The organism is Pseudomonas sp. GW821-FHT10B02, from assembly GCF_059415665.1.
In genome coordinates this window covers 49,394-75,693 of sequence record NZ_JBWKNR010000013.1, presented here as the reverse complement: position 1 = coordinate 75,693, position 26,300 = coordinate 49,394, and the positions used below count along the sequence as shown (strand labels likewise).

General features: G+C 61.3%; 27 protein-coding genes. 21 read left to right on the top strand and 6 right to left on the bottom strand.

What is annotated here, in order from left to right; translation table 11 throughout:
• Window positions 1-321: 321 nt before the first annotated feature.
• Window positions 322-852: an RNA polymerase factor sigma-70 gene (locus AC07OF_RS19570; protein ID WP_038613161.1), complete on the top strand. Its 531-nt coding sequence runs from the start codon at window positions 322-324 to the stop codon at window positions 850-852.
• A gap of 53 nt (window positions 853-905) precedes the next feature.
• Here the strand turns inward: AC07OF_RS19570 and AC07OF_RS19565 are convergent, their stop codons facing one another.
• Together AC07OF_RS19565 and AC07OF_RS19560 are read right to left on the bottom strand one after the other, a co-directional pair.
• Window positions 906-1,919, bottom strand: coding sequence for a GNAT family N-acetyltransferase (locus AC07OF_RS19565; protein ID WP_495073355.1), 1,014 nt, complete (start codon window positions 1,917-1,919; stop codon window positions 906-908).
• A 59-nt stretch (window positions 1,920-1,978) separates the two neighbouring features.
• A complete protein-coding gene (locus AC07OF_RS19560) occupies window positions 1,979-2,782 on the bottom strand; it encodes a substrate-binding periplasmic protein (RefSeq protein WP_157193410.1) in 804 nt (267 codons plus the stop codon).
• Window positions 2,783-2,951: 169 nt separating this feature from the next.
• On the opposite strand from AC07OF_RS19560, the gene AC07OF_RS19555 reads away from it, so the two are divergent.
• Together AC07OF_RS19555 and ppnP are read left to right on the top strand one after the other, a co-directional pair.
• Window positions 2,952-3,503: a 3'-5' exonuclease gene (locus AC07OF_RS19555; RefSeq protein WP_038613167.1), complete on the top strand. Its 552-nt coding sequence runs from the start codon at window positions 2,952-2,954 to the stop codon at window positions 3,501-3,503.
• A gap of 70 nt (window positions 3,504-3,573) precedes the next feature.
• Window positions 3,574-3,858 (top strand): pyrimidine/purine nucleoside phosphorylase, encoded by a 285-nt coding sequence (ppnP, locus tag AC07OF_RS19550; protein ID WP_010225980.1) that lies wholly within the window; start codon window positions 3,574-3,576, stop codon window positions 3,856-3,858.
• Between the two features lie 105 nt (window positions 3,859-3,963).
• Here the strand turns inward: ppnP and AC07OF_RS19545 are convergent, their stop codons facing one another.
• Window positions 3,964-4,653, bottom strand: a complete 690-nt coding sequence (locus AC07OF_RS19545; protein ID WP_157193411.1) for an alpha/beta family hydrolase — start codon at window positions 4,651-4,653, stop codon at window positions 3,964-3,966.
• Window positions 4,654-4,702: 49 nt separating this feature from the next.
• Between AC07OF_RS19545 and ccoN (AC07OF_RS19540) the strand changes: the two genes are divergently transcribed.
• The 16 genes from ccoN (AC07OF_RS19540) (at window position 4,703) to AC07OF_RS19465 (ending at window position 20,290) form a co-directional block, all read left to right on the top strand.
• Window positions 4,703-6,127: a cytochrome-c oxidase, cbb3-type subunit I gene (ccoN, locus tag AC07OF_RS19540; protein WP_157193412.1), complete on the top strand. Its 1,425-nt coding sequence runs from the start codon at window positions 4,703-4,705 to the stop codon at window positions 6,125-6,127.
• A 10-nt stretch (window positions 6,128-6,137) separates the two neighbouring features.
• The gene (gene ccoO / locus AC07OF_RS19535) at window positions 6,138-6,746 is read left to right on the top strand and encodes a cytochrome-c oxidase, cbb3-type subunit II (protein ID WP_038613174.1); all 609 of its coding nucleotides are present in this window, start codon (window positions 6,138-6,140) and stop codon (window positions 6,744-6,746) included.
• Window positions 6,747-6,751: 5 nt separating this feature from the next.
• Window positions 6,752-6,949, top strand: coding sequence for a cbb3-type cytochrome oxidase subunit 3 (locus AC07OF_RS19530; protein ID WP_038613176.1), 198 nt, complete (start codon window positions 6,752-6,754; stop codon window positions 6,947-6,949).
• Entirely contained in the window at window positions 6,946-7,893 is a 948-nt protein-coding gene (ccoP, locus tag AC07OF_RS19525) for a cytochrome-c oxidase, cbb3-type subunit III (protein WP_157193413.1), read from the top strand. Before AC07OF_RS19530 ends, ccoP (AC07OF_RS19525) begins: the two co-directional genes overlap by 4 nt.
• 487 nt (window positions 7,894-8,380) lie before the next feature.
• Complete coding sequence (gene ccoN / locus AC07OF_RS19520; protein ID WP_107025503.1) at window positions 8,381-9,823, top strand: cytochrome-c oxidase, cbb3-type subunit I; 1,443 nt, start codon at window positions 8,381-8,383, stop codon at window positions 9,821-9,823.
• Window positions 9,823-10,431: a cytochrome-c oxidase, cbb3-type subunit II gene (gene ccoO / locus AC07OF_RS19515; RefSeq protein ID WP_038613183.1), complete on the top strand. Its 609-nt coding sequence runs from the start codon at window positions 9,823-9,825 to the stop codon at window positions 10,429-10,431. The genes ccoN (AC07OF_RS19520) and ccoO (AC07OF_RS19515) overlap by 1 nt, the downstream gene beginning before the upstream one ends.
• 5 nt (window positions 10,432-10,436) lie before the next feature.
• A complete protein-coding gene (locus tag AC07OF_RS19510; protein ID WP_010225992.1) occupies window positions 10,437-10,634 on the top strand; it encodes a CcoQ/FixQ family Cbb3-type cytochrome c oxidase assembly chaperone in 198 nt (65 codons plus the stop codon).
• The gene (gene ccoP / locus AC07OF_RS19505; protein WP_038613186.1) at window positions 10,631-11,611 is read left to right on the top strand and encodes a cytochrome-c oxidase, cbb3-type subunit III; all 981 of its coding nucleotides are present in this window, start codon (window positions 10,631-10,633) and stop codon (window positions 11,609-11,611) included. Before AC07OF_RS19510 ends, ccoP (AC07OF_RS19505) begins: the two co-directional genes overlap by 4 nt.
• A gap of 270 nt (window positions 11,612-11,881) precedes the next feature.
• Window positions 11,882-13,297 (top strand): cytochrome c oxidase accessory protein CcoG, encoded by a 1,416-nt coding sequence (ccoG, locus tag AC07OF_RS19500; RefSeq protein ID WP_157193415.1) that lies wholly within the window; start codon window positions 11,882-11,884, stop codon window positions 13,295-13,297.
• A 12-nt stretch (window positions 13,298-13,309) separates the two neighbouring features.
• On the top strand, window positions 13,310-13,849 hold the full coding sequence (locus tag AC07OF_RS19495) for a FixH family protein (RefSeq protein ID WP_038613190.1): 540 nt from the start codon (window positions 13,310-13,312) through the stop codon (window positions 13,847-13,849).
• A gap of 105 nt (window positions 13,850-13,954) precedes the next feature.
• Entirely contained in the window at window positions 13,955-16,408 is a 2,454-nt protein-coding gene (locus tag AC07OF_RS19490; RefSeq protein WP_476445785.1) for a heavy metal translocating P-type ATPase, read from the top strand.
• A gap of 12 nt (window positions 16,409-16,420) precedes the next feature.
• The gene (gene ccoS, locus AC07OF_RS19485) at window positions 16,421-16,633 is read left to right on the top strand and encodes a cbb3-type cytochrome oxidase assembly protein CcoS (RefSeq protein ID WP_038613194.1); all 213 of its coding nucleotides are present in this window, start codon (window positions 16,421-16,423) and stop codon (window positions 16,631-16,633) included.
• Complete coding sequence (locus AC07OF_RS19480; protein ID WP_157193417.1) at window positions 16,626-17,309, top strand: sulfite exporter TauE/SafE family protein; 684 nt, start codon at window positions 16,626-16,628, stop codon at window positions 17,307-17,309. The genes ccoS and AC07OF_RS19480 overlap by 8 nt, the downstream gene beginning before the upstream one ends.
• 83 nt (window positions 17,310-17,392) lie before the next feature.
• Window positions 17,393-18,775 (top strand): oxygen-independent coproporphyrinogen III oxidase, encoded by a 1,383-nt coding sequence (gene hemN / locus AC07OF_RS19475; protein ID WP_495073354.1) that lies wholly within the window; start codon window positions 17,393-17,395, stop codon window positions 18,773-18,775.
• Window positions 18,776-18,952: 177 nt separating this feature from the next.
• Window positions 18,953-19,687 carry a Crp/Fnr family transcriptional regulator FnrA gene (gene fnrA / locus AC07OF_RS19470; protein ID WP_157193418.1) on the top strand — a complete coding sequence of 245 codons (735 nt, stop codon included), beginning with the start codon at window positions 18,953-18,955 and terminating at the stop codon, window positions 19,685-19,687.
• A gap of 54 nt (window positions 19,688-19,741) precedes the next feature.
• Window positions 19,742-20,290, top strand: coding sequence for an adenine phosphoribosyltransferase (locus tag AC07OF_RS19465; RefSeq protein WP_157193419.1), 549 nt, complete (start codon window positions 19,742-19,744; stop codon window positions 20,288-20,290).
• 120 nt (window positions 20,291-20,410) lie between these two features.
• Here AC07OF_RS19465 and recR read toward each other — a convergent pair whose 3' ends face one another.
• The 3 genes from recR to dnaX form a co-directional block, all read right to left on the bottom strand.
• A complete protein-coding gene (recR, locus tag AC07OF_RS19460; protein WP_157193420.1) occupies window positions 20,411-21,013 on the bottom strand; it encodes a recombination mediator RecR in 603 nt (200 codons plus the stop codon).
• Window positions 21,014-21,110: 97 nt separating this feature from the next.
• On the bottom strand, window positions 21,111-21,437 hold the full coding sequence (locus tag AC07OF_RS19455) for a YbaB/EbfC family nucleoid-associated protein (protein WP_028945400.1): 327 nt from the start codon (window positions 21,435-21,437) through the stop codon (window positions 21,111-21,113).
• Between the two features lie 69 nt (window positions 21,438-21,506).
• On the bottom strand, window positions 21,507-23,567 hold the full coding sequence (gene dnaX, locus AC07OF_RS19450) for a DNA polymerase III subunit gamma/tau (protein ID WP_495073353.1): 2,061 nt from the start codon (window positions 23,565-23,567) through the stop codon (window positions 21,507-21,509).
• Between the two features lie 129 nt (window positions 23,568-23,696).
• Between dnaX and AC07OF_RS19445 the strand changes: the two genes are divergently transcribed.
• Both AC07OF_RS19445 and AC07OF_RS19440 read left to right on the top strand, forming a co-directional pair.
• On the top strand, window positions 23,697-24,488 hold the full coding sequence (locus AC07OF_RS19445) for a substrate-binding periplasmic protein (protein ID WP_495073352.1): 792 nt from the start codon (window positions 23,697-23,699) through the stop codon (window positions 24,486-24,488).
• 293 nt (window positions 24,489-24,781) lie between these two features.
• Complete coding sequence (locus AC07OF_RS19440; RefSeq protein WP_495073351.1) at window positions 24,782-26,074, top strand: site-specific integrase; 1,293 nt, start codon at window positions 24,782-24,784, stop codon at window positions 26,072-26,074.
• Window positions 26,075-26,300: the final 226 nt, after the last annotated feature.

Sequence of the window (26,300 nt, the reverse complement as noted above, 5' to 3'; positions counted from 1 at the left end):
AGTCTGTACGTGAAATCAGGGCTCGGCAGTGGCGCGTAGCGGCTATGCGCTTGCACGTTGCGCCTGCCGAGCGCCGGGTGATGTACACAGAGGAACGGATGGCCAGGGCAAATAATTAAGCGTTGGCTGCAGCTTGGGCGGGGCGCGGGGCGGTGGCTTTTTTGAAGTGGATCACAGGCTCGGACTTATAACCAAACCACCTCGGTACTAATTACTTTTCTCATTTGACAACAATTATCATTAAGAATAGCTTGTCGCACGTCGTAGGAAGCCTCCCGGCTTGGAGTGCTCCCCCTCCCTCTTAGAGACAAGGTGATTTCCATGGCGGAACAACTATCCACAGGTAAGTGCGATTCACCGTTACTCCAGGCGTTTGTCGACAACCGCAGCATTCTGGTGAAGATCGCCGCGCGCATCACTGGCTGTCGCTCCCGCGCTGAAGATGTGGTGCAGGACGCTTTCTTTCGACTCAGCTCTGCGCCGCAGATCACTTCCTCGTTCAAGGCCCAGCTGAGTTACCTGTTCCAGATCGTGCGCAACCTGGCCATCGATCACTATCGCAAGCAGTCCATGGAGCTCAAGTACTCCGGCAGCGAAGAAGAAGGCCTGAACGTGGTCGTCCAGGGCGCCTCGCCCGAAGCCACGCACATCAACTTCGCCACCCTGGAACACATCGCCGACGCGTTGAACGAACTGCCGCAGCGCACGCGCTATGCCTTCGAGATGTACCGCCTGCACGGCGTTGCACAAAAAGACATCGCCAAAGAACTCGGCGTCTCGCCGACCCTGGTCAACTTCATGATCCGCGACGCCATGGTGCATTGCCGCAAAGTTTCAAATCAGAGGACTTAAGCGCTTCAGACTGCAAGTTGCGCACTCCCTGCTCGCAACTTGCAGCGTGCAGATCATGCCAGCCTGCAACGCTCGAAGAACCGCTCCCGCCCCAGAATCATCAAAGCCGCGCGCTTATGCGGGAAGTCGAATTCCTTCTCGCAATGAAAACACTGATCGTGCATGTAGCCGATCATCTTGCTGTTGTCGGCACGCGGCTCGGCCACCACCCGCTGGGTGCGCGGGTCATCGAGAAACAGATAGTGCACCAGCGCCGACAACCAGCTGGCAACCTTGTGCGGCCCACGCTGATGCTCTTCACCGACCAGCATGTGAATGCCACGATCGTAGTCATCGGCTGCATAGAAGGGAGCGATGCGGTCTTCCTTGGCCCAATAGGCTTCGAAGTAGGCGAATGGCTGATCGTCGAAACAACCGATCAGCGTCAGGCTGTGAGGATCGGCTTGCAGCTTGCTCAGGTAGTCACGGTGCTGTTCGAGGCTGCCGCCCTCCTGCCAGAAATTCAGGACCCGCGGGTTGTTCTGCCAGCGGTTGAAACGCTCCAGATCGCTATCGATTTCCAAAGTACGCAGCGACACCCAGGCCCCCAGGCGGGCATCAAAACGACGATACACCTCACCCCGTGGTTTCGGCGCGCGGCGCGGATGGCGCTTGCCCTCGGTGATCTGCATCTGTTGCGGGTAGACGCCGGCAACCGCCTGGCCTAACCAGGGCTGCGGCAATTGCCAGAACTGCGTCCTTTCACAGCTGTACACCCCGCTCTGGGCTTGCTCGACCAGCAAACCACTGAGCAGCGCGTCGGCCGGTGCCGAACTCAGGTGCCAGGTCAGACGCTGGCAACCGGGGTCGCGGGCGAACAGCCAATAGCATGCCGCCCACAAGGCTTGCTGTGGCCGCTCGTGGGCAAATTCTTCAAGGTGGACGTGCAGCGCTTCACCCCGCACCAGGCGCACCCGGATCAACGGGCTGCCTTCAAGCACAAGGCTCAGGTGGCAGTCACTTTCATCGGCGTCCAGGCTACGCCAGCGGGGCAAGGATAAGGTTTGCGAAGCAGTGTCGAAGGGCATGGTCTTGGCTCACGAAGGAAAGATGCTCACCTTTGTGAACGTGGTCGCCCAGGGGAAATTTAGTGTGCCTGAGGGGTGCTGACGCTGATGCGGTAAGGCTGGAAGATCCGCAACAGTTCGCCCTTGTCGCGCAACTGTTGCAACAGACCGGCAAAGGCCGGGCCACTGATCGGCGCGCCGGGACGCAACAGAGCGTAATGGTGATAGACCTGATCGACCCGCTGGGATATCAGCAACTGCCCGACGCTTTTCGGGTTGCGTGCGAGAAAATCGCTGAGGTAGGAGCGGGTCACCAGGGCGACATCGGCCCGACCGCGCTGAACCATCAGCAGGTTGCTGTCGTGGGAATAGGTCAAGGTTGCGTTGTAGTGATCGGCGAGGTATTGCGGGTCCGGATTGAAATCGGCAAAGGCGTAGTGATAACCGCTGTACAGGGCCAGACGCTTGCCGTTGAGGTCGGCAAAATAGCGCTGGTCACGGTCTGGTTGCAGATGGGTGACGAATACCTCGGCATCTTCCAGGCCCATATCGACCGCTACATGGTCGATGTGCTTCCAGCCCCACTGCGGATTCTCGAAAATCGCCATGTCGGTACGCCCCTGGCGGAAATCGCCGAATCGACGCGGAATCGAGGTAGGTACCAGGACGAAACGGTAGTGCTGCTGGGCGTTGTTCAAGGCCTCGACCAATTGCGGCAACAGCCCCGTTTCGGCGCCCTTCTCGGGACGCACCGTATAAGGAGGGAAATGCGCGGCACCGACCTTGACCTCGATTTCCTCGAATGCCTGCACCGGCGACGCCAGCCACAGGGTGGCGAGCATGAACAGGAAAGACACAGCCTGCGGCATGGGCGTTGGAGTCAAAGCAACACACTCTTTGCGGTTTTTAACCGGAATCCGCCTAAGCTAGGCGTTTTCCTGGCGCTGTACAACCATCGATTGTGCCAAATTCCAGTTACCGGCAAAAGGCCAGGGGATACCCCAAGCGTTGAAGTTTGGCTACGCTCTAGCGAGTCTTGCAAGGGAGCCTACTATGGGGCATTGGCTGGTGATCGACCTGGAAGCAACCACAGACGATGGGGGCTGGCCGGTCACGGATATGGAAGTTATCGAAATTGGCGCGACGCTGGTCAATCGGCAGGGCCGTGAGGTCGATCATTTCCAGCGCTTCGTCAAACCACGGCGGCGCCCGCAACTGACGCCTTTTTGCCGTGAGCTGACGCATATCAGCCAGGCCAATGTCGATGCGGCCGCCTCCTTCGGTGAAGTGTGGGGACAGTTCGAACGCTGGATCGGCCATCATCGCGGGCATCTGCAGGCCTGGGTCAGCTGGGGCGACTATGACCGCCAGCAATTGCTGCAGGAGTGGCAGTTGCATCAATTGCACAGCGTGCTCGCCGACCTGCCGCACATCAACCTCAAGCAACGCTTCGCCAAGACGCGTCAACTGCAGCGACCACTCGGCCTCAACGGCGCCTTGCAACTGGCTGGCCTGCAGTTCAGCGGTCAGCAGCACCGCGCCCTGGAAGATGCCCGTAATACCGCGCGGTTGCTGCCGTTGACCCTCCCGGCCAATGGCACCTGAAAGCGGATGACGGCGCCAGGCGCCTTGGGCATACTGGCCAACCTTTTCAGCCCCTTTTCAGGAGTCGCCCATGTTTAAGGTCAACGAGTACTTTGATGGCACCGTCAAGTCGATCGCCTTCGGCACCGCCGAAGGTCCGGCCACGGTTGGCGTGATGGCCCCCGGCGAGTACGAATTCGGCACTGCCCAGCGTGAAATCATGCATGTGGTGTCCGGCGCCCTGACCGTCAAGCTGCCTGACAGCGACAACTGGGAAACCTTCTCGGCAGGCAGCCAGTTCAACGTACCGGCCAACAGCAAGTTCCAGCTCAAGGTGGCAGTGGATACCGCCTACCTGTGCGAGTACCGCGGCTGAGCCGAAGTGCAATGTTGACCCCATCGCCGGCAAGGCCGGCTCCCACTGAGAGAGTCCCTGTGGGAGCCGGCCTTGCCGGCGATAGCTGCTCAGCAGCCCCGATGGTTACTGCACAAACGCCGTAATCCTCTGCGCCGCCGTCGCCAGATGATCACCCTGACTGAACCCCGAAGCCTTCAACGGCTTCAGATCATGATCCCCCGCCTCCAGCCAGCACAGCTCGATCGCTGGCGATAGTTCATAGCCTTCCACCGTCTGCCGATTACCCAACGCATCGCGTTCGCCCTGGACGATCAGCGTCGGCGTCTTCAGCCCGGCCAGATGCGCCACCCGCGGTTTTTCCGGTTTGCCGGTGGCATAAAAGGGATAACCCAGGCACACCAGTGCATCCGCCCCCAGCTCATCGGCCAGCAGGCTCGCCATGCGCCCGCCCATGGACTTGCCACCGATGGCCAGCGTCCCAGTGACCAATGGTCGCACCTGTTGGTACACCTCGCGCCAGCATTCGAGCAGCTTGGCCTGCGGATTCGGGGGCCTTTTGCCACCATCGAGGCGCCGTTGCGCCATATAGGGAAACTCGAAGCGCACCACCCCCAGCCCTTGTGCCGCCAGCCTTTGCGCGATTTCTTCCATGAACCCGCTGTCCATCGGCGCACCCGCGCCATGGGCCAGGATCAGACAGCGCAAATGTTCGCCATCCCCCTGATTTTGCGGGGCATTCCAGCGCCAGCCACGGCTTTCGATCAACCGCGCCCATTGATCCCCGTCAATACCGGCCACTTGCCCATTAATCATGCTTGCCTCGCTATTTAGCCTGCCTATAACCGTGGATGGGAACCCATACATGAACACAACCAGCAGTACCGCCTACAACTACAAGGTGGTCCGCCAATTCGCCATTATGACGGTGGTGTGGGGAATCGTCGGGATGGGGCTCGGCGTTTTTCTTGCCGCGCAACTCGTCTGGCCTTCGCTCAACTTCGACCTCCCCTGGACCAGCTTCGGGCGCCTGCGCCCGCTGCACACCAACGCGGTGATCTTCGCCTTCGGTGGTTGCGCGCTGTTCGCCGCCTCCTACTACTCGGTCCAGCGCACCTGCCAGACCACCCTGTTCTCACCACGCCTCGCCGCCTTCACCTTCTGGGCCTGGCAACTGGTGATCGTGCTTGCCGCCGTCAGCCTGCCGCTGGGTTATACCAGCTCCAAGGAGTACGCCGAACTGGAATGGCCGATCGATATCCTGATCACCATTGTCTGGGTCGCCTACGCCGTGGTGTTCTTCGGCACCCTGATGAAGCGCACCACCAAGCACATCTACGTGGGCAACTGGTTCTTCGGTGCGTTCATCATCACCGTGGCGATCCTGCACATCGTCAACAACCTGGAACTGCCGGTCAGCCTGACCAAGTCCTACTCGCTGTACGGTGGCGCCACTGACGCCATGGTCCAGTGGTGGTACGGCCACAACGCCGTGGGCTTCTTCCTGACCGCAGGCTTCCTCGGCATGATGTACTACTTCGTGCCCAAGCAGGCCGAGCGTCCGGTGTACTCCTATCGCCTGTCGATCGTGCACTTCTGGGCACTGATCACCCTGTACATCTGGGCCGGCCCACACCACCTGCACTACACCGCCCTGCCCGACTGGGCGCAGTCGCTGGGCATGATCATGTCGCTGATCCTCCTGGCCCCGAGCTGGGGTGGCATGATCAACGGCATGATGACCCTCTCGGGCGCCTGGCATAAGCTGCGCAGCGACCCGATCCTGCGCTTCCTGGTGGTCTCGCTGGCGTTCTACGGCATGTCGACCTTCGAAGGTCCGATGATGGCGATCAAGACCGTCAACGCCTTGTCCCACTACACCGACTGGACCATCGGCCACGTACACGCCGGCGCTCTGGGCTGGGTTGCGATGATCTCGATCGGCGCCCTGTACCACATGATCCCGAAAGTCTTCGGCCGCGAGCAGATGTACAGCCTGGGCCTGATCAACGCGCACTTCTGGCTCGCCACCATCGGCACCGTGCTGTACATCGCTTCGATGTGGGTCAACGGTATCGCTCAAGGCCTGATGTGGCGCGCGGTCAACGCCGACGGCACGCTGACCTACTCCTTCGTCGAAACCCTGGTGGCCAGCCACCCTGGCTTCATCGTGCGCTTCGTCGGCGGGGCGATCTTCCTCACCGGCATGTTCCTGATGGCCTGGAACACCTGGCGCACCGTGCGTGCCCCGGTAGCCGCACCTGCACCTGCCGCTGCGCAGCTGGCCTGAGGAGATCGAGATGAAACACGAAGTAATCGAGAAAAACGTCTTCCTGCTGGTGCTGTTGATGGTCTTTGCCGTCAGCATCGGCGGCCTGACCCAGATCGTCCCGCTATTCTTCCAGGACGTCACCAACAAGCCGGTCGAAGGCATGAAGCCTTACACCGCGCTGCAACTGGAAGGCCGTGACATCTACATCCGCGAAGGCTGTGTGCAGTGCCACTCGCAGATGATCCGTCCGTTCCGTGCCGAAACCGAACGCTACGGCCACTACTCGGTCGCCGGTGAAAGCGTCTGGGACCACCCGTTCCTGTGGGGCTCCAAGCGTACCGGTCCGGACCTGGCCCGTGTCGGCGGCCGCTACTCCGATGACTGGCACCGTGCGCACCTGTACAACCCGCGCAACGTCGTGCCCGAGTCGAAGATGCCGGCCTACCCATGGCTGGTCGCCAGCCCGGTAGACAGCAGCCACACCGAGACCAAGCTGCGCACCATGCGCACCCTGGGCGTGCCCTACACCGACGCAGATATCAGCGGTGCGGTGGAGTCGATCAAGGGCAAGACCGAAATGGATGCACTGGTTGCCTACCTGCAGGTGCTCGGCACCGCGATCAAGAACAAGAGGTAAGTGCCATGGACTTCACACTGGATATCGGCCAGCTGCGCGGCCTGGGCACCCTGCTGGTGGCCATCGCCTTCATCGGCCTGTCGTTGTGGGTGTTCAACGGTCGGCGTGACCGCGAGTTTGCCGAGGCAAGCCTGTTGCCGTTCGCCGATGACCGCCTAGCACCTGCCGCCAACGAACCCGCATCGAGGAGTAACGGGCAATGACCACCTTCTGGAGTACGTACATCTGCGTACTGACCATCGGCAGCCTGATCGGCTTGACCTGGCTGCTGCTGGCCACGCGCAAGGGCGAAAAGCCCAACGGCGGCGACCAGACCATGGGCCACAGCTTCGACGGCATCGAGGAGTACGACAACCCGCTGCCCAAGTGGTGGTTCTGGCTGTTCGTCGGCACCCTGGTGTTCTCGGTCGGCTACCTGATCCTCTACCCTGGCCTGGGCAACTGGAAAGGCATCCTGCCGGGCTATCAGGACGGCTGGACCCAGGTCAACGAATGGCAGAAAGAAATGGACAAGGCCGACGCCAAATTCGGCCCGATCTTCGCCAAGTTCGCGGCCATGCCGGTAGAGGAAGTGGCCAAGGATCCGCAAGCGCTGAAAATGGGTGGCCGCCTGTTCGCCTCCAACTGCTCGGTCTGCCACGGTTCCGACGCCAAGGGTGCCTACGGCTTCCCTAACCTGACCGACAAGGACTGGCGCTGGGGCGGCGACCCGGACACCATCAAGCAGTCGATCATGAGCGGTCGTCACGGCGTCATGCCGGCCTGGGCCGAAGTGATCGGTGAGCAAGGTGTGGCCGACGTAGCCGCTTTCGTCCTCACCAACATGGATGGACGCAAGCTGCCAGAAGGCACCAAGGCCGATATTGGCAACGGCGAGAAGCTCTTTGCAACCAACTGTGTGGCCTGCCACGGTCCGCAAGGCAAAGGTACCCCAGCCATGGGCGCACCGGACCTGACGCACCCGCAAGCCTTCATCTACGGTTCAAGCTTCGCCCAGCTGCAGCAGACCATTCGCTATGGCCGCCAGGGCCAGATGCCTGCCCAGGAAGCGATCCAGGGTAACGACAAGGTCCACCTGCTGGCCGCCTATGTCTACAGCCTGTCGCAGGATGAACCGGCTCAAGGTGAGAACCTCTCTGCCAAGTAAAATCATCCCTTAACTGAGCCTTGACTCAAACCGCCGCAGCCACCCGGATGCGGCGGTTCCATTTCCCCCTTGCGACCAAACGTCGCACCTCCCCCGCCACCCCGCCTTGCACCCGCCTTGATCGGAACTAAGCTTGTTGCCACAGCGACCGCAACCCGGGGCCTGCTAATCCCGTTGGTCGGTCGTGGCTGTTGAAGAATGCGTGCAAAGGCAGATGGGATCGGCTCGACCTCTTTGTACCCGCTTCTGGATAACGGAAAACGGTTACAGCAAGCCTGACCGATTGGACAAGAAAAGATGAATAACGGTACACATATCAAGCAGATAATTGTGTACACTTTGTCCGCCAACAAGGCCCGGAACAGCGGTAGATCGGGCTTTGGCAAAGGCCGGCGCGAGAGCCATCGCGTTGCAATAACCACACGGTTTATACATACTTGCGCCGATTTTTTAACCTACAAAAACACCCAAACCGTGGAACCTTAGAATGAGCACAGCAATCAGTCCGACTGCTTATAACTATAAGGTCGTCCGCCAGTTCGCCATCATGACGGTGGTCTGGGGGATCCTTGGCATGGGGCTTGGAGTCTTCATCGCCTCGCAACTGGTATGGCCCCAGCTGAACCTGGACCTGCCATGGACGAGCTTTGGACGGCTTCGCCCACTGCACACCAACCTGGTGATTTTCGCCTTCGGTGGCTGTGCACTGTTTGCCACTTCTTATTATGTCGTGCAGCGTACCTGCCAGACGCGACTGATTTCCGACAGCCTCGCGGCCTTCACCTTCTGGGGTTGGCAAGCGGTGATCGTCGGTGCGCTCATTACCCTGCCGCTGGGTTACACCACGACCAAGGAATACGCCGAGCTGGAATGGCCGATCGCCATTTTGCTGGCGATTGTCTGGGTCACCTACGGTGTGGTGTTCTTCGGCACCATCGTCAAGCGCAAGACCAAGCACATCTATGTGGGTAACTGGTTCTACGGTGCGTTCATCGTGGTGACCGCGATGCTGCACATCGTCAACCACATGTCGCTGCCGGTCAGCCTGTTCAAGTCCTACTCGGCTTACTCGGGTGCCACCGACGCGATGATCCAGTGGTGGTACGGCCACAACGCCGTGGGCTTCTTCCTGACCACGGGCTTTCTCGGCATGATGTACTACTTCGTGCCAAAACAGGCCGAGCGTCCGATCTACTCCTATCGCCTGTCGATCGTGCACTTCTGGGCACTGATCACCCTGTACATCTGGGCCGGCCCGCACCACCTGCACTACACCGCCCTGCCGGACTGGGCGCAGTCGCTGGGCATGGCCATGTCGATCATTCTCCTGGCACCAAGCTGGGGCGGCATGATCAACGGCATGATGACCCTCTCGGGCGCCTGGCATAAGCTGCGCACCGACCCGATCCTGCGTTTCCTCGTGGTGTCCCTGGCGTTCTACGGCATGTCGACCTTCGAAGGTCCGATGATGGCGATCAAGACCGTCAACTCGCTGTCGCACTACACCGACTGGACCGTCGGCCACGTACACGCCGGCGCTCTGGGCTGGGTTGCGATGATCTCGATCGGCGCCCTGTACCACATGATCCCGAAAGTCTACGGCCGCGAGCAGATGCACAGCATCGGCCTGATCAACGCGCACTTCTGGCTGGCGACCATCGGTACCGTGCTGTACATCTCCTCGATGTGGGTCAACGGCATCACCCAGGGCCTGATGTGGCGTGCAATCAACGATGACGGCACCCTCACCTACTCCTTCGTCGAAGCCCTGCAGGCCAGCCACCCAGGCTTTATCGTCCGTGCCCTGGGCGGTGCGTTCTTCGCCTCCGGCATGCTGCTGATGGCGTACAACGTCTACCGTACCGTACGCGCCTCGAAGCCGGCCGAAGCTGAAGCTGCGGCTCAGATCGCTGTAGTTGGAGCTCACTGATGAAGCACGAAACACTCGAGAAGAATATCGGCCTGCTGGCCTTCTTCATGGTCATCGCCGTGAGTGTCGGTGGCCTGACCCAGATCGTCCCGCTGTTCTTCCAGGACGTCACCAACAAGCCGGTCGAGGGCATGAAGCCACGTACCGCGCTGGAACTGGAAGGCCGTGACATCTACATCCGCGAAGGCTGCGTGCAGTGCCACTCGCAGATGATCCGTCCGTTCCGTGCCGAAACCGAGCGCTACGGCCACTACTCGGTCGCCGGTGAAAGCGTCTGGGACCACCCGTTCCTGTGGGGCTCCAAGCGTACCGGCCCGGACCTGGCCCGTGTCGGCGGCCGTTACTCCGATGACTGGCACCGTGCGCACCTGTACAACCCGCGCAACGTCGTGCCCGAGTCGAAAATGCCGGCCTACCCATGGCTGGTAGAGAACAAGCTCGATGGCAAGGACACCGTCAAGAAAATGGAAGTCCTGCGCACCCTCGGCACACCGTACACCGATGAAGACATCGCCGGTGCCCGCGACGCGGTCAAGGGCAAGACTGAAATGGACGCTCTGGTGGCCTACCTGCAAGGCCTGGGCACCATCATCAAAAGCAAACGGTGACATTGATGGATATCGGGATGATTCGTGGCCTGGGCACCGTCGTGGTGATGGTGGCCTTTATTGGCCTGGCGTTGTGGGTGTTCAGTTCTCGGCGCAAGTCTGAGTTCGACGAAGCGACCATGCTGCCCTTCGCGGATGATCCCGAAGCCAGCAAGCACGTCGAGCAAGCGCAAGCGAAAGCGTCTAGGAGTAACAACGAATGACTACCTTCTGGAGTCTGTACGTCACCGTTTTGAGTCTGGGCACGATCTTCGCCCTGACCTGGCTGCTGCTGTCCACCCGCAAGGGCCAGCGCAGCGAAACCACCGAAGAAACCGTGGGCCACGCCTACGACGGCATCGAGGAATATGACAACCCGTTGCCGAAATGGTGGTTCATGCTGTTCGTCGGCACCATCGTTTTCGCCCTGGGTTACCTGGTGCTGTACCCGGGCCTGGGTAACTGGAAAGGCATTTTGCCGGGTTACCAGTACGTGGATAACGAGAAAAAGACCGAGTTCGCCAACGGCCAGCCTGGCTGGACCGGCGTACACGAGTGGGAAAAGGAAATGGCCCGCGCTGACGCTAAATTTGGGCCGATCTTCGCCAAATTTGCAGCCATGCCCATTGAAGAAGTGGCCAAGGATCCGCAAGCCCTGAAAATGGGTGGGCGCCTGTTCGCCTCCAACTGCTCGGTGTGCCACGGTTCCGACGCCAAGGGTTCCTATGGCTTCCCTAACCTCACCGACAACGACTGGCGTTGGGGCGGTGATCCGGCAACCATCAAGGCCACCATCATGGGCGGTCGTCACGGCGTGATGCCGGCCTGGGCCGAAGTCATTGGTGAGCAGGGCGTTGCCGACGTCGCCGGGTACGTGCTGACCAACCTTGATGGCCGCAAGCTGCCAGAAGGGGCGAAAGCCGACATCGCCAACGGCCAGAAGCTCTTCGCCGCCAACTGCGTGGCCTGCCACGGCCCTGAAGGCAAAGGCACCCCGGCCATGGGCGCGCCGAACCTGACGCACCCGCAGGCATTCATCTACGGTTCGAGCTTCGCGCAACTGCAGCAGACCATCCGTTACGGCCGTCAGGGCCAGATGCCTGCCCAGGAAGCGATCCAGGGTAACGACAAGGTCCACCTGCTGGCCGCCTATGTCTACAGCCTGTCGCATCAAGGTGAAAAGGCGGCTGAAGCGAAGTAATTCGCACAGCCACCAAAAGGCCCCGTCAGTGCAGACTGGCGGGGCTTTTTTATAGACGCCGCTCCCACCGGGTCAAGGCAGTTCGCATGACCCAGATCAATTGACACGCCCACTACACTAATCACCAGGCAAACCCAACGCGACTAAAGGTCGCAGCCATGCCCCATGCTGCCACTACAGGCGTATTATCCGACCTAGAGCAGCATAAACTTCTGACTGCGGTCGGCACGCACTGATCGCGGCGTAATTCCACTGCCGTGGGACTCAATGATGAGCAAGCAGATTCCAGTACATGATGTCACCCCGCCTGCCAATAAAGACAAAGACAGCGTCGATCTCTACGCCTCTCGGGAAAAAATCTACACCCGGGCCTTCACCGGCTTGTTCCGCAATTTGCGCATGGCCGGCGGCGCCGTCCTGTTCCTGCTGTATTTCGGCACGGTGTGGCTGAACTGGGGCGAGCACCAGGCGGTCTGGTGGAACCTGCCCGAGCGCAAGTTCTACATCTTCGGCGCCACCATCTGGCCGCAGGATTTCATCCTGCTGTCCGGCCTGTTGATCGTTGCCGCCTTCGGCCTGTTCTTCATCACCGTGTTCGCTGGCCGGGTGTGGTGCGGCTACACCTGTCCGCAGAGCGTCTGGACCTGGATCTTCATGTGGTGCGAAAAGGTCACGGAAGGTGACCGCAACCAGCGCATGAAGCTGGACAAGGCGCCCATGAGCGGCAACAAGTTCCTGCGCAAACTGGCCAAGCACAGCCTGTGGCTGCTGATCGGCTTTGTCACCGGCATGACCTTCGTCGGCTACTTCTCGCCGATCCGCGAGCTGGTGGTGGAGTTCTTCACCGGCCAGGCCGATGGCTGGGCGTATTTCTGGGTCGGTTTCTTCACCCTGGCCACCTACGGCAATGCCGGCTGGCTGCGCGAGCAGGTGTGCGTGTACATGTGCCCCTATGCGCGCTTCCAGAGCGTGATGTTCGACAAGGACACGCTGATCGTCTCCTACGATCCACGTCGCGGCGAAACCCGTGGCCCGCGCAAGAAAGACCTCGATTACAAGGCCAAAGGCCTGGGTGACTGCATCGACTGCACCATGTGCGTCCAGGTCTGTCCGACCGGCATCGACATTCGCGATGGCCTGCAGATCGAGTGCATCGGCTGCGCCGCCTGCATCGACGCCTGCGACACCATCATGGACAAGATGAACTACCCCAAAGGCCTGATCAGCTACACCACCGAGCACAACCTCTCCGGGCAGAAAACCCACATGTTGCGCCCGCGCCTGATCGGTTATGCGGTGGTCTTGCTGGCCATGATCGGCCTGCTCGCAAGCGCCTTCGTGCTGCGCCCGCTGGTCGGCTTCGACGTCAGCAAGGACCGCGTCCTGTACCGCGAAAACGCCCAGGGCCGGATCGAAAACGTCTACAGCCTGAAGGTCATGAACAAAGACCAGCACGACCACGTCTACGTGCTCGAAGCCGCTGGCCTGCCAGACCTCAAGCTTGAAGGCGCCGGGGAAATCCGTGTCGCCGCCGGTGACATCGTCAGCCTGCCGGTACAACTGTCGATGGCCCCGGAGAAACTGCCATCGAGCACCAACGAAGTCACCTTCATCCTCAAGGACGCTGACGACAGCGCCACCCAGGTTGAAGCCAAGAGCCGCTTCATCGGCCCGCAAATTCGATAAGAGACTGAGTCTATGCCTTCTGCAACAGCCGCCAGCCCCTGGTACAAGCACCTTTGGCCATGGATCATCATCGGGGTGCTGGCCACCTCGGTGACCCTGAGCCTGACCATGGTCTACATTGCGGTCAACAACCCGGACAACCTGGTCAACGACAACTACTACGAGGCCGGTAAAGGCATCAACCGCTCGCTGGACCGTGAACTGCTGGGCCAGACCCTGAACCTCAAGGCCAGCGTGCACCTGGACGAGCTGACCGGTGAAGTCGAGCTGCGCCTGAGCGGTAACAGCCAGCCGAAAACCCTGGAACTCAACCTGATCTCGCCGACCCAGCCGGAGAAAGACCGCAAGATCATCCTGACCCAGAGCGCCAGTGAAGCCGGACGCTACGTCGGCCAGCTCAGCGACAAGATCGAAGGCCGTCGCTTCGTCGAGCTGCTCGGCAGCCAGGACGAGCATGTCTGGCGTCTGTTTGAAGAAGAACAGGTTGGCCATGATGTAACCCTGCAGCTGGGCGACGAAGCGCTGCAAGGGGCTGAACACCTCGAAAAATGAGTCGCCCCATCGCCGGCAATGCCGGCTCCCACAAATGCCATCGGTGGTTTTCTGTGGGAGCCGGCATTGCCGGCGATAATGCCCTGAATGACTGCGAAGATAGCCATGACCAGCCCCACGCCTTGCTACCACTGCGCCCTGCCCGTTCCGGCCGGCAGCCACTTCACCGCCGTGGTACTCGGCCAGGACCGGTTGTTCTGCTGCCCGGGTTGCCAGGCCGTGGCCGAAGCCATTGTCGCTGGCAACCTGGAAAGCTATTACCAGCACCGCAGCGAAGCCAGCGCCAACCCCGACGCCCTGCCCCAGCAACTGGTCGACGAGCTGGCCCTGTATGACCGTGCCGATGTGCAAAAACCTTTCGTCCGCCATAGCGGTGAGCTGGCCGAAACCACCTTACTGATCGAAGGCATCAGCTGCGCCGCGTGCGGCTGGCTGATCGAAAAACACCTGCGCAACCTGCCTGGCGTAGCCGAGGCGCGGCTGAACCTGTCCAACCACCGCCTGCAGGTGAACTGGGCCGACAGTCAGTTACCGCTGTCCAGGCTGCTGGCCGAACTGCGCCACATCGGTTACGCGGCGCACCCCTATCAGGCCGACCGCGCCGCTGAACAGCTGGCCAATGAAAACCGCACCGCCCTGCGCCAACTGGGAGTCGCCGGCCTGCTGTGGTTCCAGGCGATGATGGCGACGATGGCCACCTGGCCGGAATTCAACATCGACCTGAGCCCGGAACTGCACACCATCCTGCGCTGGGTCGCGCTGTTCCTGACCACCCCGATCGTCTTCTACAGCTGCGCGCCGTTCTTCCGTGGCGCCGCCCGCGACCTGCGCACCCGACACCTGACCATGGACGTTTCGGTGTCGCTGGCCATCGGCCTGGCCTATGGCGCCGGGATCTGGACCGCGATCACCGGCAGCGGCGAGCTGTATTTCGATGCCGTGGGCATGTTCGCCCTGTTCCTGCTCGCAGGCCGCTACCTGGAACGCCGCGCCCGTGAGCGCACGGCCGCCGCCACTGCACAGCTGGTCAACCTGCTGCCCGCTTCCTGCCTGCGCCTGGGCGCGGCGGGCCAAAGCGAGCGGATCCTGCTCAGTGAGTTGCAACTGGGTGATTGCGTACTGATTCAACCCGGGCATGTCGTGCCTGCCGACGGGCGTATCGTCAGCGGTCAGTCGAGTGTCGATGAGTCGCTGCTGACCGGTGAATACCTGCCCCAGCCGCGCCGTGCGGGCGACGCGGTAACCGCCGGGACCTTGAACGTGGAAAGCGCGCTGACCGTCGAAGTCCAGGCCCTGGGCCAGGACACACGCCTGTCGGCCATCGTCCGCCTGCTGGAGCGGGCCCAGTCGGAAAAACCGCGGCTGGCGGAAATCGCCGACCGCGCCTCGCAGTGGTTCCTGCTGTTCTCCCTGGTCGCCGCTGCGGCCATCGGCCTGCTCTGGTGGCAGCTGGACCCGTCGCGGGCGTTCTGGATCGTCCTGGCGATGCTGGTCGCCACCTGCCCTTGCGCCCTGTCGCTGGCCACCCCTACCGCACTGACCGCCGCCACCGGTACCCTGCACAAACTCGGCCTGCTGCTGACCCGCGGTCATGTGCTCGAAGGCCTGAACCAGATCGACACAGTGATCTTCGACAAGACCGGCACCCTCACCGAAGGCCGCCTGACCTTGCGCGCCATTCGCCCGCTGGCCGCCGCCGACGCCGATCAGTGCCTGATGCTTGCCGCCGCCCTGGAAAACCGCTCCGAACACCCGATTGCCCGTGCCTTCGGGCGCGCCAGCGTTGCTGCCGACGAGGTACACGCCGAGCCTGGCCTCGGGCTTGAAGGCGTGGTGCAAGGGCAACGCCTGCGCATCGGCGAAGCAGGTTTCGTGTGCGCCTTGAGCAACACTGCTGCACCCGAGATGCCCGCAGAGCCGGGTCAATGGCTGTTGCTCGGCGACACCCAGGGCGCCCTTGCCTGGCTGGTGCTCGACGACCGCCTGCGCAATGACGCCGCCGACTTGCTCGCGGCCTGTCGCGCCCGCGGCTGGCAGACCTTGCTGCTGTCCGGCGACAGCTCACCGATGGTGCAGAGCGTGGCCGCCGAGCTGCAGATTGACCAGGCCATCGGCGGCTTGCGTCCGGATGACAAACTGGAAAAACTCAAAGCCCTGCAGCTGCAGGGCCGCAAGGTGCTGATGCTCGGCGACGGAGTCAACGACGTACCGGTGCTGGCCGCCGCCGACATCAGCATCGCCATGGGCTCGGCCACCGACCTTGCCAAGACCAGCGCCGATGCAGTACTGCTGTCCAATCGCCTCGACGCACTGGTGCAGGCCTTCAGCCTGGCCCGGCGCACTCGCCGGATCATTATCGAGAACCTGCTCTGGGCAGCGCTGTATAATGGCCTGATGCTGCCCTTTGCCGCCCTGGGCTGGATCACGCCGGTGTGGGCGGCCATTGGCATGTCCGTCAGTTCGCTGATCGTGGTGCTCAACGCCCTGCGCCTGACCCGCATCAGCGGCCCGGCCGCCGGCGCCACAGCGACCCGCGACTCACACCCAGCCACGGCCTGACCAGGAGCTTCCATGCCCGCGCTATACATCATGATTCCGGCCGCGCTGCTGATCGTCGCCATCGCTATCTACATCTTCTTCTGGGCGGTGGACAGCGGTCAGTACGACGACCTCGACAGCCCGGCCCACAGCATCCTGTTCGACGATCAGGACCCACAGCACACCGCCGCGATGGACGAAGCCGACGGCAAGAAACCCGACGACGGCGCCCCACCCCGTGCTTGAGCTGCTACCCCTGCTCAGCTCGGCGCTGATCCTCGGCCTGCTGGGCGGCGGCCATTGCCTGGGCATGTGCGGCGGGCTGATGGGTGCCCTGACCCTGGCCATCCCCAAAGAACAGCGCAGCCGGCGCTTTCGCCTGCTGCTGGCCTACAACCTGGGCCGCATCTTCAGCTACGCCCTGGCCGGCCTGCTGCTGGGCCTGGCCGGCTGGGCCGTGGCCAACAGCCCGGTGGCCTTGGGCATGCGCGTGGTCGCAGCGTTGCTGTTGATCAGCATGGGCCTGTACCTGGCCGGCTGGTGGAGCGGCCTGACTCGCATCGAAGGCCTCGGACGCGGCCTGTGGCGCCACATACAGCCCGTGGCCAACCGCCTGCTACCGGTTTCCAGCCTGCCCCGCGCTCTGCTGCTGGGCGCCCTGTGGGGCTGGCTGCCATGCGGCCTGGTCTACAGCACCCTGTTGTGGGCTGCGAGCCAGGGCAACGCCGCTGACAGCGCCCTGCTGATGCTGGCCTTCGGTCTCGGCACCTGGCCTGTGCTGCTGGCCACCGGGCTTGCCGCCGAACGCACCAGCGCCCTGCTACGCAAACGCGGGGTACGGGTCGCTGGCGGCATACTGGTGATCCTGTTTGGTCTGTGGACCCTGCCGGGGCCGCACCAGCACTGGCTGATGGGCCACTGAAGCGCCGTTGATACAAATCAAGACGGGCTGTTTCCCACCCCCCTAGACTTCGGGCACTGCTGCTCATTCTGGGGATTGCCCACATGCTCGACGCACTCCGTTGGGACTCCGACCTGATCCGTCGCTACGACCTGTCCGGCCCACGCTACACCTCCTATCCAACCGCAGTGCAACTGCACAGTGAAGTCGGCTCCTTCGACCTGCTGCACGCCCTGCGTGACAGCCGCCGGGCCGTTCGGCCGCTGTCGCTCTATGTGCACGTGCCGTTCTGCGCCAACATCTGCTACTACTGCGCCTGCAACAAGGTCATCACCAAAGACCGCGCCCGCGCCCAGCCCTACCTGCAGCGCCTGGAGCAGGAAATCCAGCTGATCGCTTGTCACCTGGACCCCAAGCAGAGCGTCGAGCAATTGCACTTCGGTGGCGGCACCCCGACCTTTCTCAGCCACGTCGAACTGCGCCAGCTGATGGCGCATTTGCGCCAGCATTTCAACCTGCTGGACGACGATTCCGGCGACTACGGCATCGAGATCGACCCGCGCGAGGCCGACTGGCCGACCATGGGCCTGCTGCGCGAACTGGGTTTCAATCGCGTCAGCCTGGGCGTGCAGGACCTCGACCCGACCGTGCAACGGGCGATCAACCGCCTGCAAACCCTGGAACAGACCCGGACAATCATCGACGCGGCACGCACCCTGCAGTTTCGCTCGATCAACCTCGACCTGATCTACGGTCTGCCCAAACAAACGCCAGAAGGCTTTGCCCGCACCGTGGACGAAGTCATCAAGCTGCAACCGGACCGCCTGTCGGTGTTCAACTATGCGCACTTGCCGGAACGCTTCATGCCGCAGCGGCGCATCGACAGCAATGACCTGCCGGCGCCCGCCGCCAAGCTGGAGATGCTGCAAAGAACCATTGAACAACTGACTGCCGCCGGCTACCGCTACATTGGCATGGACCATTTCGCCCTGCCCGACGACGAACTGGCCATCGCCCAGGAAGAATCGACCCTGCAACGCAATTTCCAGGGCTACACCACCCACGGTCACTGCGACCTGATCGGCCTCGGCGTCTCGGCCATCAGCCAGATCGGTGATCTGTACTGCCAGAACACCAGCGACCTGAACACCTACCAGGACACCCTGTCCAGCGCCCAGCTGGCCACCAGCCGCGGCCTGCTCTGCAGCGCCGACGACCGCCTGCGCCGCGCGGTGATCCAGCAGTTGATCTGCCACTTCGAACTGGACTTCGAAGTCATCGAACAAGCCTTCACCATCGATTTTCGCGGCTACTTCAAGGACCAGTGGCCAGCCCTGCAAGCCATGCACGACGATGGCCTGATCCACCTCAGCAACCAGGGCATCCAGGTATTGCCCGCCGGTCGCCTGCTGGTGCGTTCGGTGTGCATGGTGTTCGACGCCTACCTCGGCCTGCACAGCCAGCAACGCTTCTCTCGGGTGATCTGAAGCGCAAAGCACGGACACTGTTTACAGTCATACTTGTAAAGCACACTATGTTTATCGGAGGTCGGACGATACGCCGCACCTCATCCACCCCACCCTACCCGGGTGCGGGCTGGCCGAAACCCCATGCCCTGAGTTACCCTTACGGCTTATGTGTGCTTTCCCCCAAGGAATGAAGAAATGTCCGAGCCAGTCAAACTGCGCCCCCATAACCAGGCCCACTGCAAGGATTGCAGCCTGGCGCCTCTGTGCCTGCCATTGTCGTTGAACATGGAAGACATGGATGCATTGGATGACATCGTCAAACGCGGGCGACCGCTGAAGAAAGGCGAATTTCTGTTCCGCCAGGGTGACAACTTCGCTTCGGTCTACGCAGTGCGCTCCGGTGCCCTGAAAACCTTCAGCCTGAGCGACGGCGGTGAAGAACAGATCACCGGCTTTCACCTGCCCAGCGAACTGGTCGGCCTGTCCGGCATGGACACCGAAACCTATCCGGTATCGGCCCAGGCCCAGGAAACCACGTCGGTCTGTGAAATCCCCTTCGAACGCCTCGATGAACTTTCGGTTCAGCTGCCTCAACTGCGTCGCCAGCTGATGCGGGTGATGAGCCGCGAAATTCGCGATGACCAGCAGATGATGCTGCTGTTGTCGAAGAAAACCGCCGACGAGCGCATCGCCACCTTCCTGGTCAACCTCTCGGCGCGCTTCCGTGCCCGGGGCTATTCGGCCAATCAGTTCCGCCTGAGCATGTCGCGCAACGAAATCGGCAACTACCTGGGTCTGGCTGTAGAAACTGTTTCACGGGTTTTCACCCGCTTCCAGCAGAACGGCCTGATTGCCGCCGAAGGCAAGGAAATCCACATCCTCGACCCGATCCAGCTGTGTGCGCTGGCCGGTGGTGCTCTGGAGAGCTGAGAACACGGGATAAGGGTATACTGGCGGGCATTCGTTTCTCAGGATACCCGCCCCATGCACAGCGATACCTTCGACCTCAAAGCCCTGATCCGCCCAGTACCGGACTTCCCGAAAGCCGGCGTGATCTTTCGCGACATCACGCCGCTGTTCCAGTCGCCACGGGGCTTGCGCCATGTGGCCGACGCCTTTATCGAGCGTTATGTCGAGGCCGAGTTCAGCCACATCGGTGCCATGGACGCCCGCGGCTTCCTGATCGGCTCGATCATCGCCCACCAACTGAACAAGCCACTGATCCTGTTCCGCAAGCAGGGCAAGCTGCCGGCTGACGTGCTCGCCGAAGGCTACCAGACCGAATACGGTGAAGCGTTCCTCGAAGTGCACGCCGACAGCCTGTGTGAAGGCGATTCGGTGCTGATTTTCGACGACCTGATCGCCACCGGCGGGACCTTCGTGGCAGCAACCAACCTGGTGCGCCGCATGGGTGCGCAAGTGTTCGAGGCCGCAGCGATTATTGACCTGCCGGAGCTGGGTGGCTCGCAGAAACTGCAGGCGCTGGGCATTCCAACCTTCTGCCTGACCGAGTTCTCGTTGAGCGAACGCTAAGTCTTCAGCTCGTGTGGGAGCCAGCCTTGCTGGCGATGGGATCGACGCGGTGTCAGCTGTTGCGCGGTGCCTGCATCGCTGGCAAGGCCAGCTCCCACAAGATCAGCACAAGACCGTTGCTCAGAGCGAAATCGGCTTGCGCCCCGCAAAGGAGTGCGCCAGCGTCCCGCCATCCACCAGCTCCAGCTCTCCGCCCAACGGCACGCCATGAGCGATGCGCGAAGCCACCAGGCCCTTGTCGGCCAGCAACTGCGCAATGTAATGAGCCGTCGCCTCACCCTCCACCGTCGGGTTGGTCGCCAGGATCACCTCGGTAAAGGTGCCCTGCTCCTCGATACGCGCCATCAGCTGCGGAATACCGATCGCCTCAGGCCCCAGCCCGTCCAGCGGTGACAGGTGCCCTTTGAGCACGAAATAACGGCCGCGATAACCGGTCTGTTCCACCGCATAGACATCCATCGGCCCTTCGACCACGCACAGCAGCGTGTCGTCACGGCGCGTGTCGGCGCACTGTGGGCACAGCTCCTGCTCGGTCAGGGTACGGCACTGGCGACAATGACCAACCCCTTCCATGGCCTGGGTCAGGGCCTGAGCCAGGCGCGTGCCGCCACTGCGGTCGCGCTCAAGCAACTGCAGTGCCATGCGCTGAGCGGTTTTCTGGCCGACGCCGGGCAGGATGCGCAAGGCATCGATCAGTTGGCGAATCAGGGGACTGAAGCTCATGGGCAATAACCTGGATATTCAATAAGCGCGAGAAAAACGACGATGGGAGCAACGACCTCACAGCCGTGCTCCCACCGTAGGTACTACGAGTGCTGCCTTAGAACGGCATTTTGAAACCAGGTGGCAGCTGCATGCCAGCGGTCATGCCACCCATTTTTTCCTGGCTGTTCTGCTCGACCTTGCGCACTGCGTCGTTGACGGCGGCGGCGATCAGGTCTTCCAGCACTTCCTTGTCTTCCTGCATCAGACTGTCGTCCAGACTGATGCGCTTGACGTCGTGACGACCGGTCATCACCACGCTCACCAGGCCGGCGCCGGACTGGCCGGTCACTTCGGCGTTGGCCAGCTCTTCCTGCATCTTGGCCATTTTTTCCTGCATTTGCTGGGCCTGCTTCATCAGGCCGGCCATGCCACCTTTCATCATGGGGATCACCTCAAATTTAGTCTTACGGGGTGCGGCGCGGATCGGGCCCGGGCCGCTTGTGTCATTCGGTCATTCGCCCTGGGTTACCGGGGCGTCTACAGGCTCAATGGTATCGTGTCGCACCATGGCGCCAAACTGCTTGATCATCTGCTGGATGAGCGGGTCAGCCTCAATCGACGCCTCTGCCTCACCCTGACGCTCGGCACGCTTGCGCGCTGCCGCCTGGGCCGGGGTTTCCTGCTCCGGGCGAATCAGCTCGATGGACAGCTTCAGCGTGCGCCCGAAATGCTGGTTCAAGGCATCGTTCAGGCGGCGCTGCTGGGTGGCGTTGAACAGCGCACTGTGGGCCGGGTCCAGGTGCAGCAGCCAGTCATCGCCTTCGGCGGCAATCAGCGTACAGTTGGCGGCGATACTGCCGGTCATCCCGGAGATCGGCAACTGCGGGAATAATTCCAGCCATTGCAAAGCCAGGCCGGTGGCCGGCATGGCCGCTGGCAACGGCTCGGGAGTAGCGGCCGGCGCCTCTTCGTGCACATGCTCGATCGCCAGTTCATCCAGGTAACTGTAGCTGGCCGGATCCATCTCCGGCTCATAGTAATCCTCGTCCAGCGGCGGCTCGTCGTCACGCTCCATGCCTGCCGGGCTGTAGCCGATGCTGTCGTCGTGAGGCGGTTCGTCCTGGCGTACCACCGCCTGAACCGGCGTCGGCACCGGTTGCGGCGCTTCGACTACAGGTTCGGGTGCGGCAGGTGCAGCCTCGGACTCGGCAACAGGCTGGACCGGGGCTGGATCGTTCCAGGGCAGGTCGACAACCGGCTCAGGCTCTTCAGCTTTGACCTCGACTGGCGTGGGCGCAGGCTCAGCTTCCGGCTCAGGCTGGGTAACAGCTACCGGCTCAGGAGCGGCAACCGGCACAGGCTCGACAGCCGGCGCAGCAATCACCGCAGGCGCAGCGGAACTCGCTGCTGCCACCGCACTTGCCGAATCAGCTGTGGCCTGGCTGATCCCCACCGGCTTTAGTACCGGCGTCGGTGCATCATCGGTATCGGCGGGACGGAAGGCCAGCATGCGTAACAGCACCATCTCGAAGCCGCCGCGTGGATCCGGAGCCAGCGGCAGGTCACGACGACCGATCAAGCCCATCTGGTAGTAGAACTGTACGTCCTCGGCCGGCAGCGCCTGGGCCAGGGCCAATACCCGGTCGCGATCGCCCTGGCCGTTGTCCACGGCTTCAGGCAGTGCCTGGGCAATGGCGACGCGATGCAGCACATTGAGCATCTCGGCCAGCACGCCGCTCCAGTCCGGCCCCTGCTCGGCCAGGTGGCGTACCGCTTCGAGCAAGGCCCGTGCGTCGCCTTCGAGCAGCGCCTGCAGGACGCCGTAGACCTGGCCATGATCGAGCGTGCCAAGCATGGCCCGCACATCGGCGGCCAATACCTTGCCTTCACCGAAAGCAATGGCCTGATCGGTCAGGCTCATGGCATCGCGCATCGAGCCATCGGCGGCGCGGCCAAGCAGCCACAGCGCGTCGTCTTCGAACGGGACGTTCTCGGCACCGAGCACATGGCTCAGATGCTCGACCACCCGCTCGGGGGTCATGTTCTTCAGGGAAAACTGCAGGCAGCGCGACAGAATGGTCGCCGGCAGCTTCTGCGGATCGGTGGTGGCAAGGATGAACTTGACGTAGGGCGGCGGCTCTTCCAGCGTCTTGAGCAAGGCGTTGAACGAGTGACTGGAGAGCATGTGCACTTCGTCGATCAGGTAGACCTTGAAGCGCCCACGGCTCGGCGCGTACTGCACGTTGTCGAGCAGCTCGCGGGTGTCTTCGACTTTGGTGCGACTGGCGGCGTCGATCTCGATCAGGTCGACGAAACGGCCCTCGTCGATCTCCCGGCACACCGAACAGGTGCCGCAGGGGGTCGAGGTGATGCCGGTTTCACAGTTCAGGCATTTGGCGATGATGCGCGCGATGGTAGTCTTGCCCACGCCGCGAGTACCGGTAAACAGGTAGGCATGGTGCAGGCGCTGGTTGTCCAGTGCGTTGATCAAAGCCTTGAGCACATGGGTCTGGCCGACCATTTCGCGGAACGAGCGCGGACGCCATTTACGTGCAAGAACCTGATAACTCATCGAAAACCGTCAAATAGATAGACCAAAGACCGCTAATCCTAGCGGAGCAGGCCTGAAATTGCATCCGCTATGCGGCCTGACGTATAAGCTTTGTTCGCCAGGATGCCGATACCACGCAGGGAGAAGTGGATGCGCTGGGTTTTGAGCCTGTTAATGCTGTACATCGGCCAACTGCCGGCCGCCGAGTTACCCCCCTTGCGTTTTGCCATCGCCGATAGCTGGACCATGCCGCTGGTACGCCTGGAAAACAACCAGCCCGTCGAAGGCATCATGTTCGACCTGATGAACACCCTGGCCAGCCGCGTGCAGCGTCGTCCTGAATTCCACGTAATGCCGCGTTTGCGCCTGCAGGCAGGGATGGAGCGTGGCAGCGTCGATGTGCGCTGTTTCGTAATGCCGTCCTGGAGCGGCGGGCAATCGGGCAACTTCAGCTGGAGCTCGCCGCTGTTCCAGCAGCGCGACTGGCTGGTGGCTCATCCCCGCGAAACAGCGCCAGCAAACCTGGAGCAGCTGCCCAGCCAGGTTATTGGTGCCGTGCTTGGATTTCACTACCCTGCCCTGCAGGCGCATTTCGACAATGGCCACTTCAAGCGTGACGATGCGCGCAACCAGTTGCAGGTGCTGCAGAAGCTGCAGGCAGGACGCTACCGCTACGCGGTCAGCAGTCAGTTAAGCCTGGATTGGTTCAATCGCTCGCTGCCCGAAGCCCAACGCTTCAAGCCAGTGGCACTACTGGAGGAGCAGGCACTGAGCTGCTATGTGCGAAATGATCCGGGCGTACCCACGCAAGGGATTCTGCGCAGCCTTGAGGCCATGAAAAAATCTGGGGAGATTGAGCGGATGGTCAAACACCATACAGCAGCGCTGGACAGCCAGACACAAGTAGACGGAATTGCACACGCATCAGAAGACGATAAATAAACAAGATAGGTAAAGCAGGAACAAGCGCATGGCTTGAAGATAGGTGGCGACCCCACCAGCCACACCCCGGCACTCGATGTTCCCGCTATGGCTGCTCCCTTCCGGGCCTGACCAGATGGCATGCAAGCATGCTCGGTAATCAATGCGGGCCTTATGGGGCAAGGGTTTCAGGCTGACGGGGTAGCAGATTCTCTGCCCGTGCACACACTCAGCACGAGCGTTCGAAAACTGGGGTGCGACCAGAATTGTTCCACTCAATTGGTCCACTTCATTGGTCCACTCTGGTGCCTCTCATGGCCTATATCGTCCGCCGCCAGTCCGTTTACTACCTCAACCTACGGTTGCCGAAGCACCTCTTCCCAAACCGTCACACCCTGCGTGTATGTCTGCATCTGCGAGAGCGTCAGGCTGCTCTATTCCTCGCCAGCTCACTGGCCCAGCAGGTGCATCAGCATCTGAACGAACACCCACTGGCCGAGCCTCAGATGCTCCGTACGTTGTGTTTGCAATGGCGGGACGCTGCACCTCTGCCAACCATCAAGGCTGCTCCACGGAAGACACCAGTGGCTACTGTGAAGCCGAGTAACGACGGCCCTACCCTCGCCACATTGTCCAAGCTCTATGTAGAAGAAGGGAAACGTGGTGGTACATGGCGGGTAGGAAGCACTGATGAAGTCGAGCGTGCCCTCTCCGATCTGTTCGAGTTGATGGGGGATATGCCAGCGGCTGCCTTCGAGGTGCAGAAAGCTCGTCTACTAAAGGAACGGCTTAGCCGCTGCCCCCAGTACTTCGGCTTACGACCAGAGTTCAAGGGTAAGACCCTGAAGCAGGTGGTTGAATCAGGCAGCACATACAAGACCATTACTGCCGTCACTGTGAACAATCGCCTACGAAAGCTTTCTGCCTTCCTGAACTGGTGCAAGACGAACGGGTACATCACTGACAACCCACTAGCAGGCATGAAAGTGATGACGGGATCAGCGAAGGAAGCACGACTCTCATTTGACCGCCACGATCTGGTTGTCCTGCTGAACCATGAGACGCTGCGAAAGGAAGCCCGCAATCATCCGTGGCGCTACTGGTTACCACTTCTTGGGCGAACCACCGGGGCACGACTGGAAGAACTCTGCCAATTGTATGTGGACGACTTCATCGAACAACAGGGCATCCAGTGCATCCGCATTGATGACAGCCGAGAAGGCCAGAACCTCAAGAACACCAGCAGTCGCCGTATACTTCCACTGCACCCTGCCCTGATCGAGCTTGGCCTACTACAGCAGGTTGAATCAGTCCGAGCGACCGGAGTAGATCGCCTGTTCCCTGAACTTGAGCCAGTAAGAGGAAAGCTGGGCCATGCCCCCTCCAAGTGGTTTGGCAGATACAAGACGAAGTGCGGTATCTCCGATACCCGAAAGACATTTCACAGTTTCCGCCATACCTTCATCGACGATCTTCGTGAAGCTGGGGTTCAAGACTCGCTGATCAAACGAATGGTGGGACATGAAGACAGCTCCGTTACCTTCGGCATCTACGGGAGCAGGACACCAGTCAAAGCGATGGCCGAGGCATTGAATCATATAAATTAACCTCAAATAACCTACTAAAAACCTAGGTTAACCATTGCCTTCCACACGACCTTACCTTGCTACTCTAGTCGGCAACCCCAATGTTTACGGGGCACATAGGCGGTCTTGACCAAGCAAATGCCTTTCTCTTCCGCTGGAAACGGTTTTCTGAATATCGAAACTACGAAGGCGGTTGAGAATGGAGCTCGTCAGATGACAAACATGCCGAACACGTCCCGCACTCATG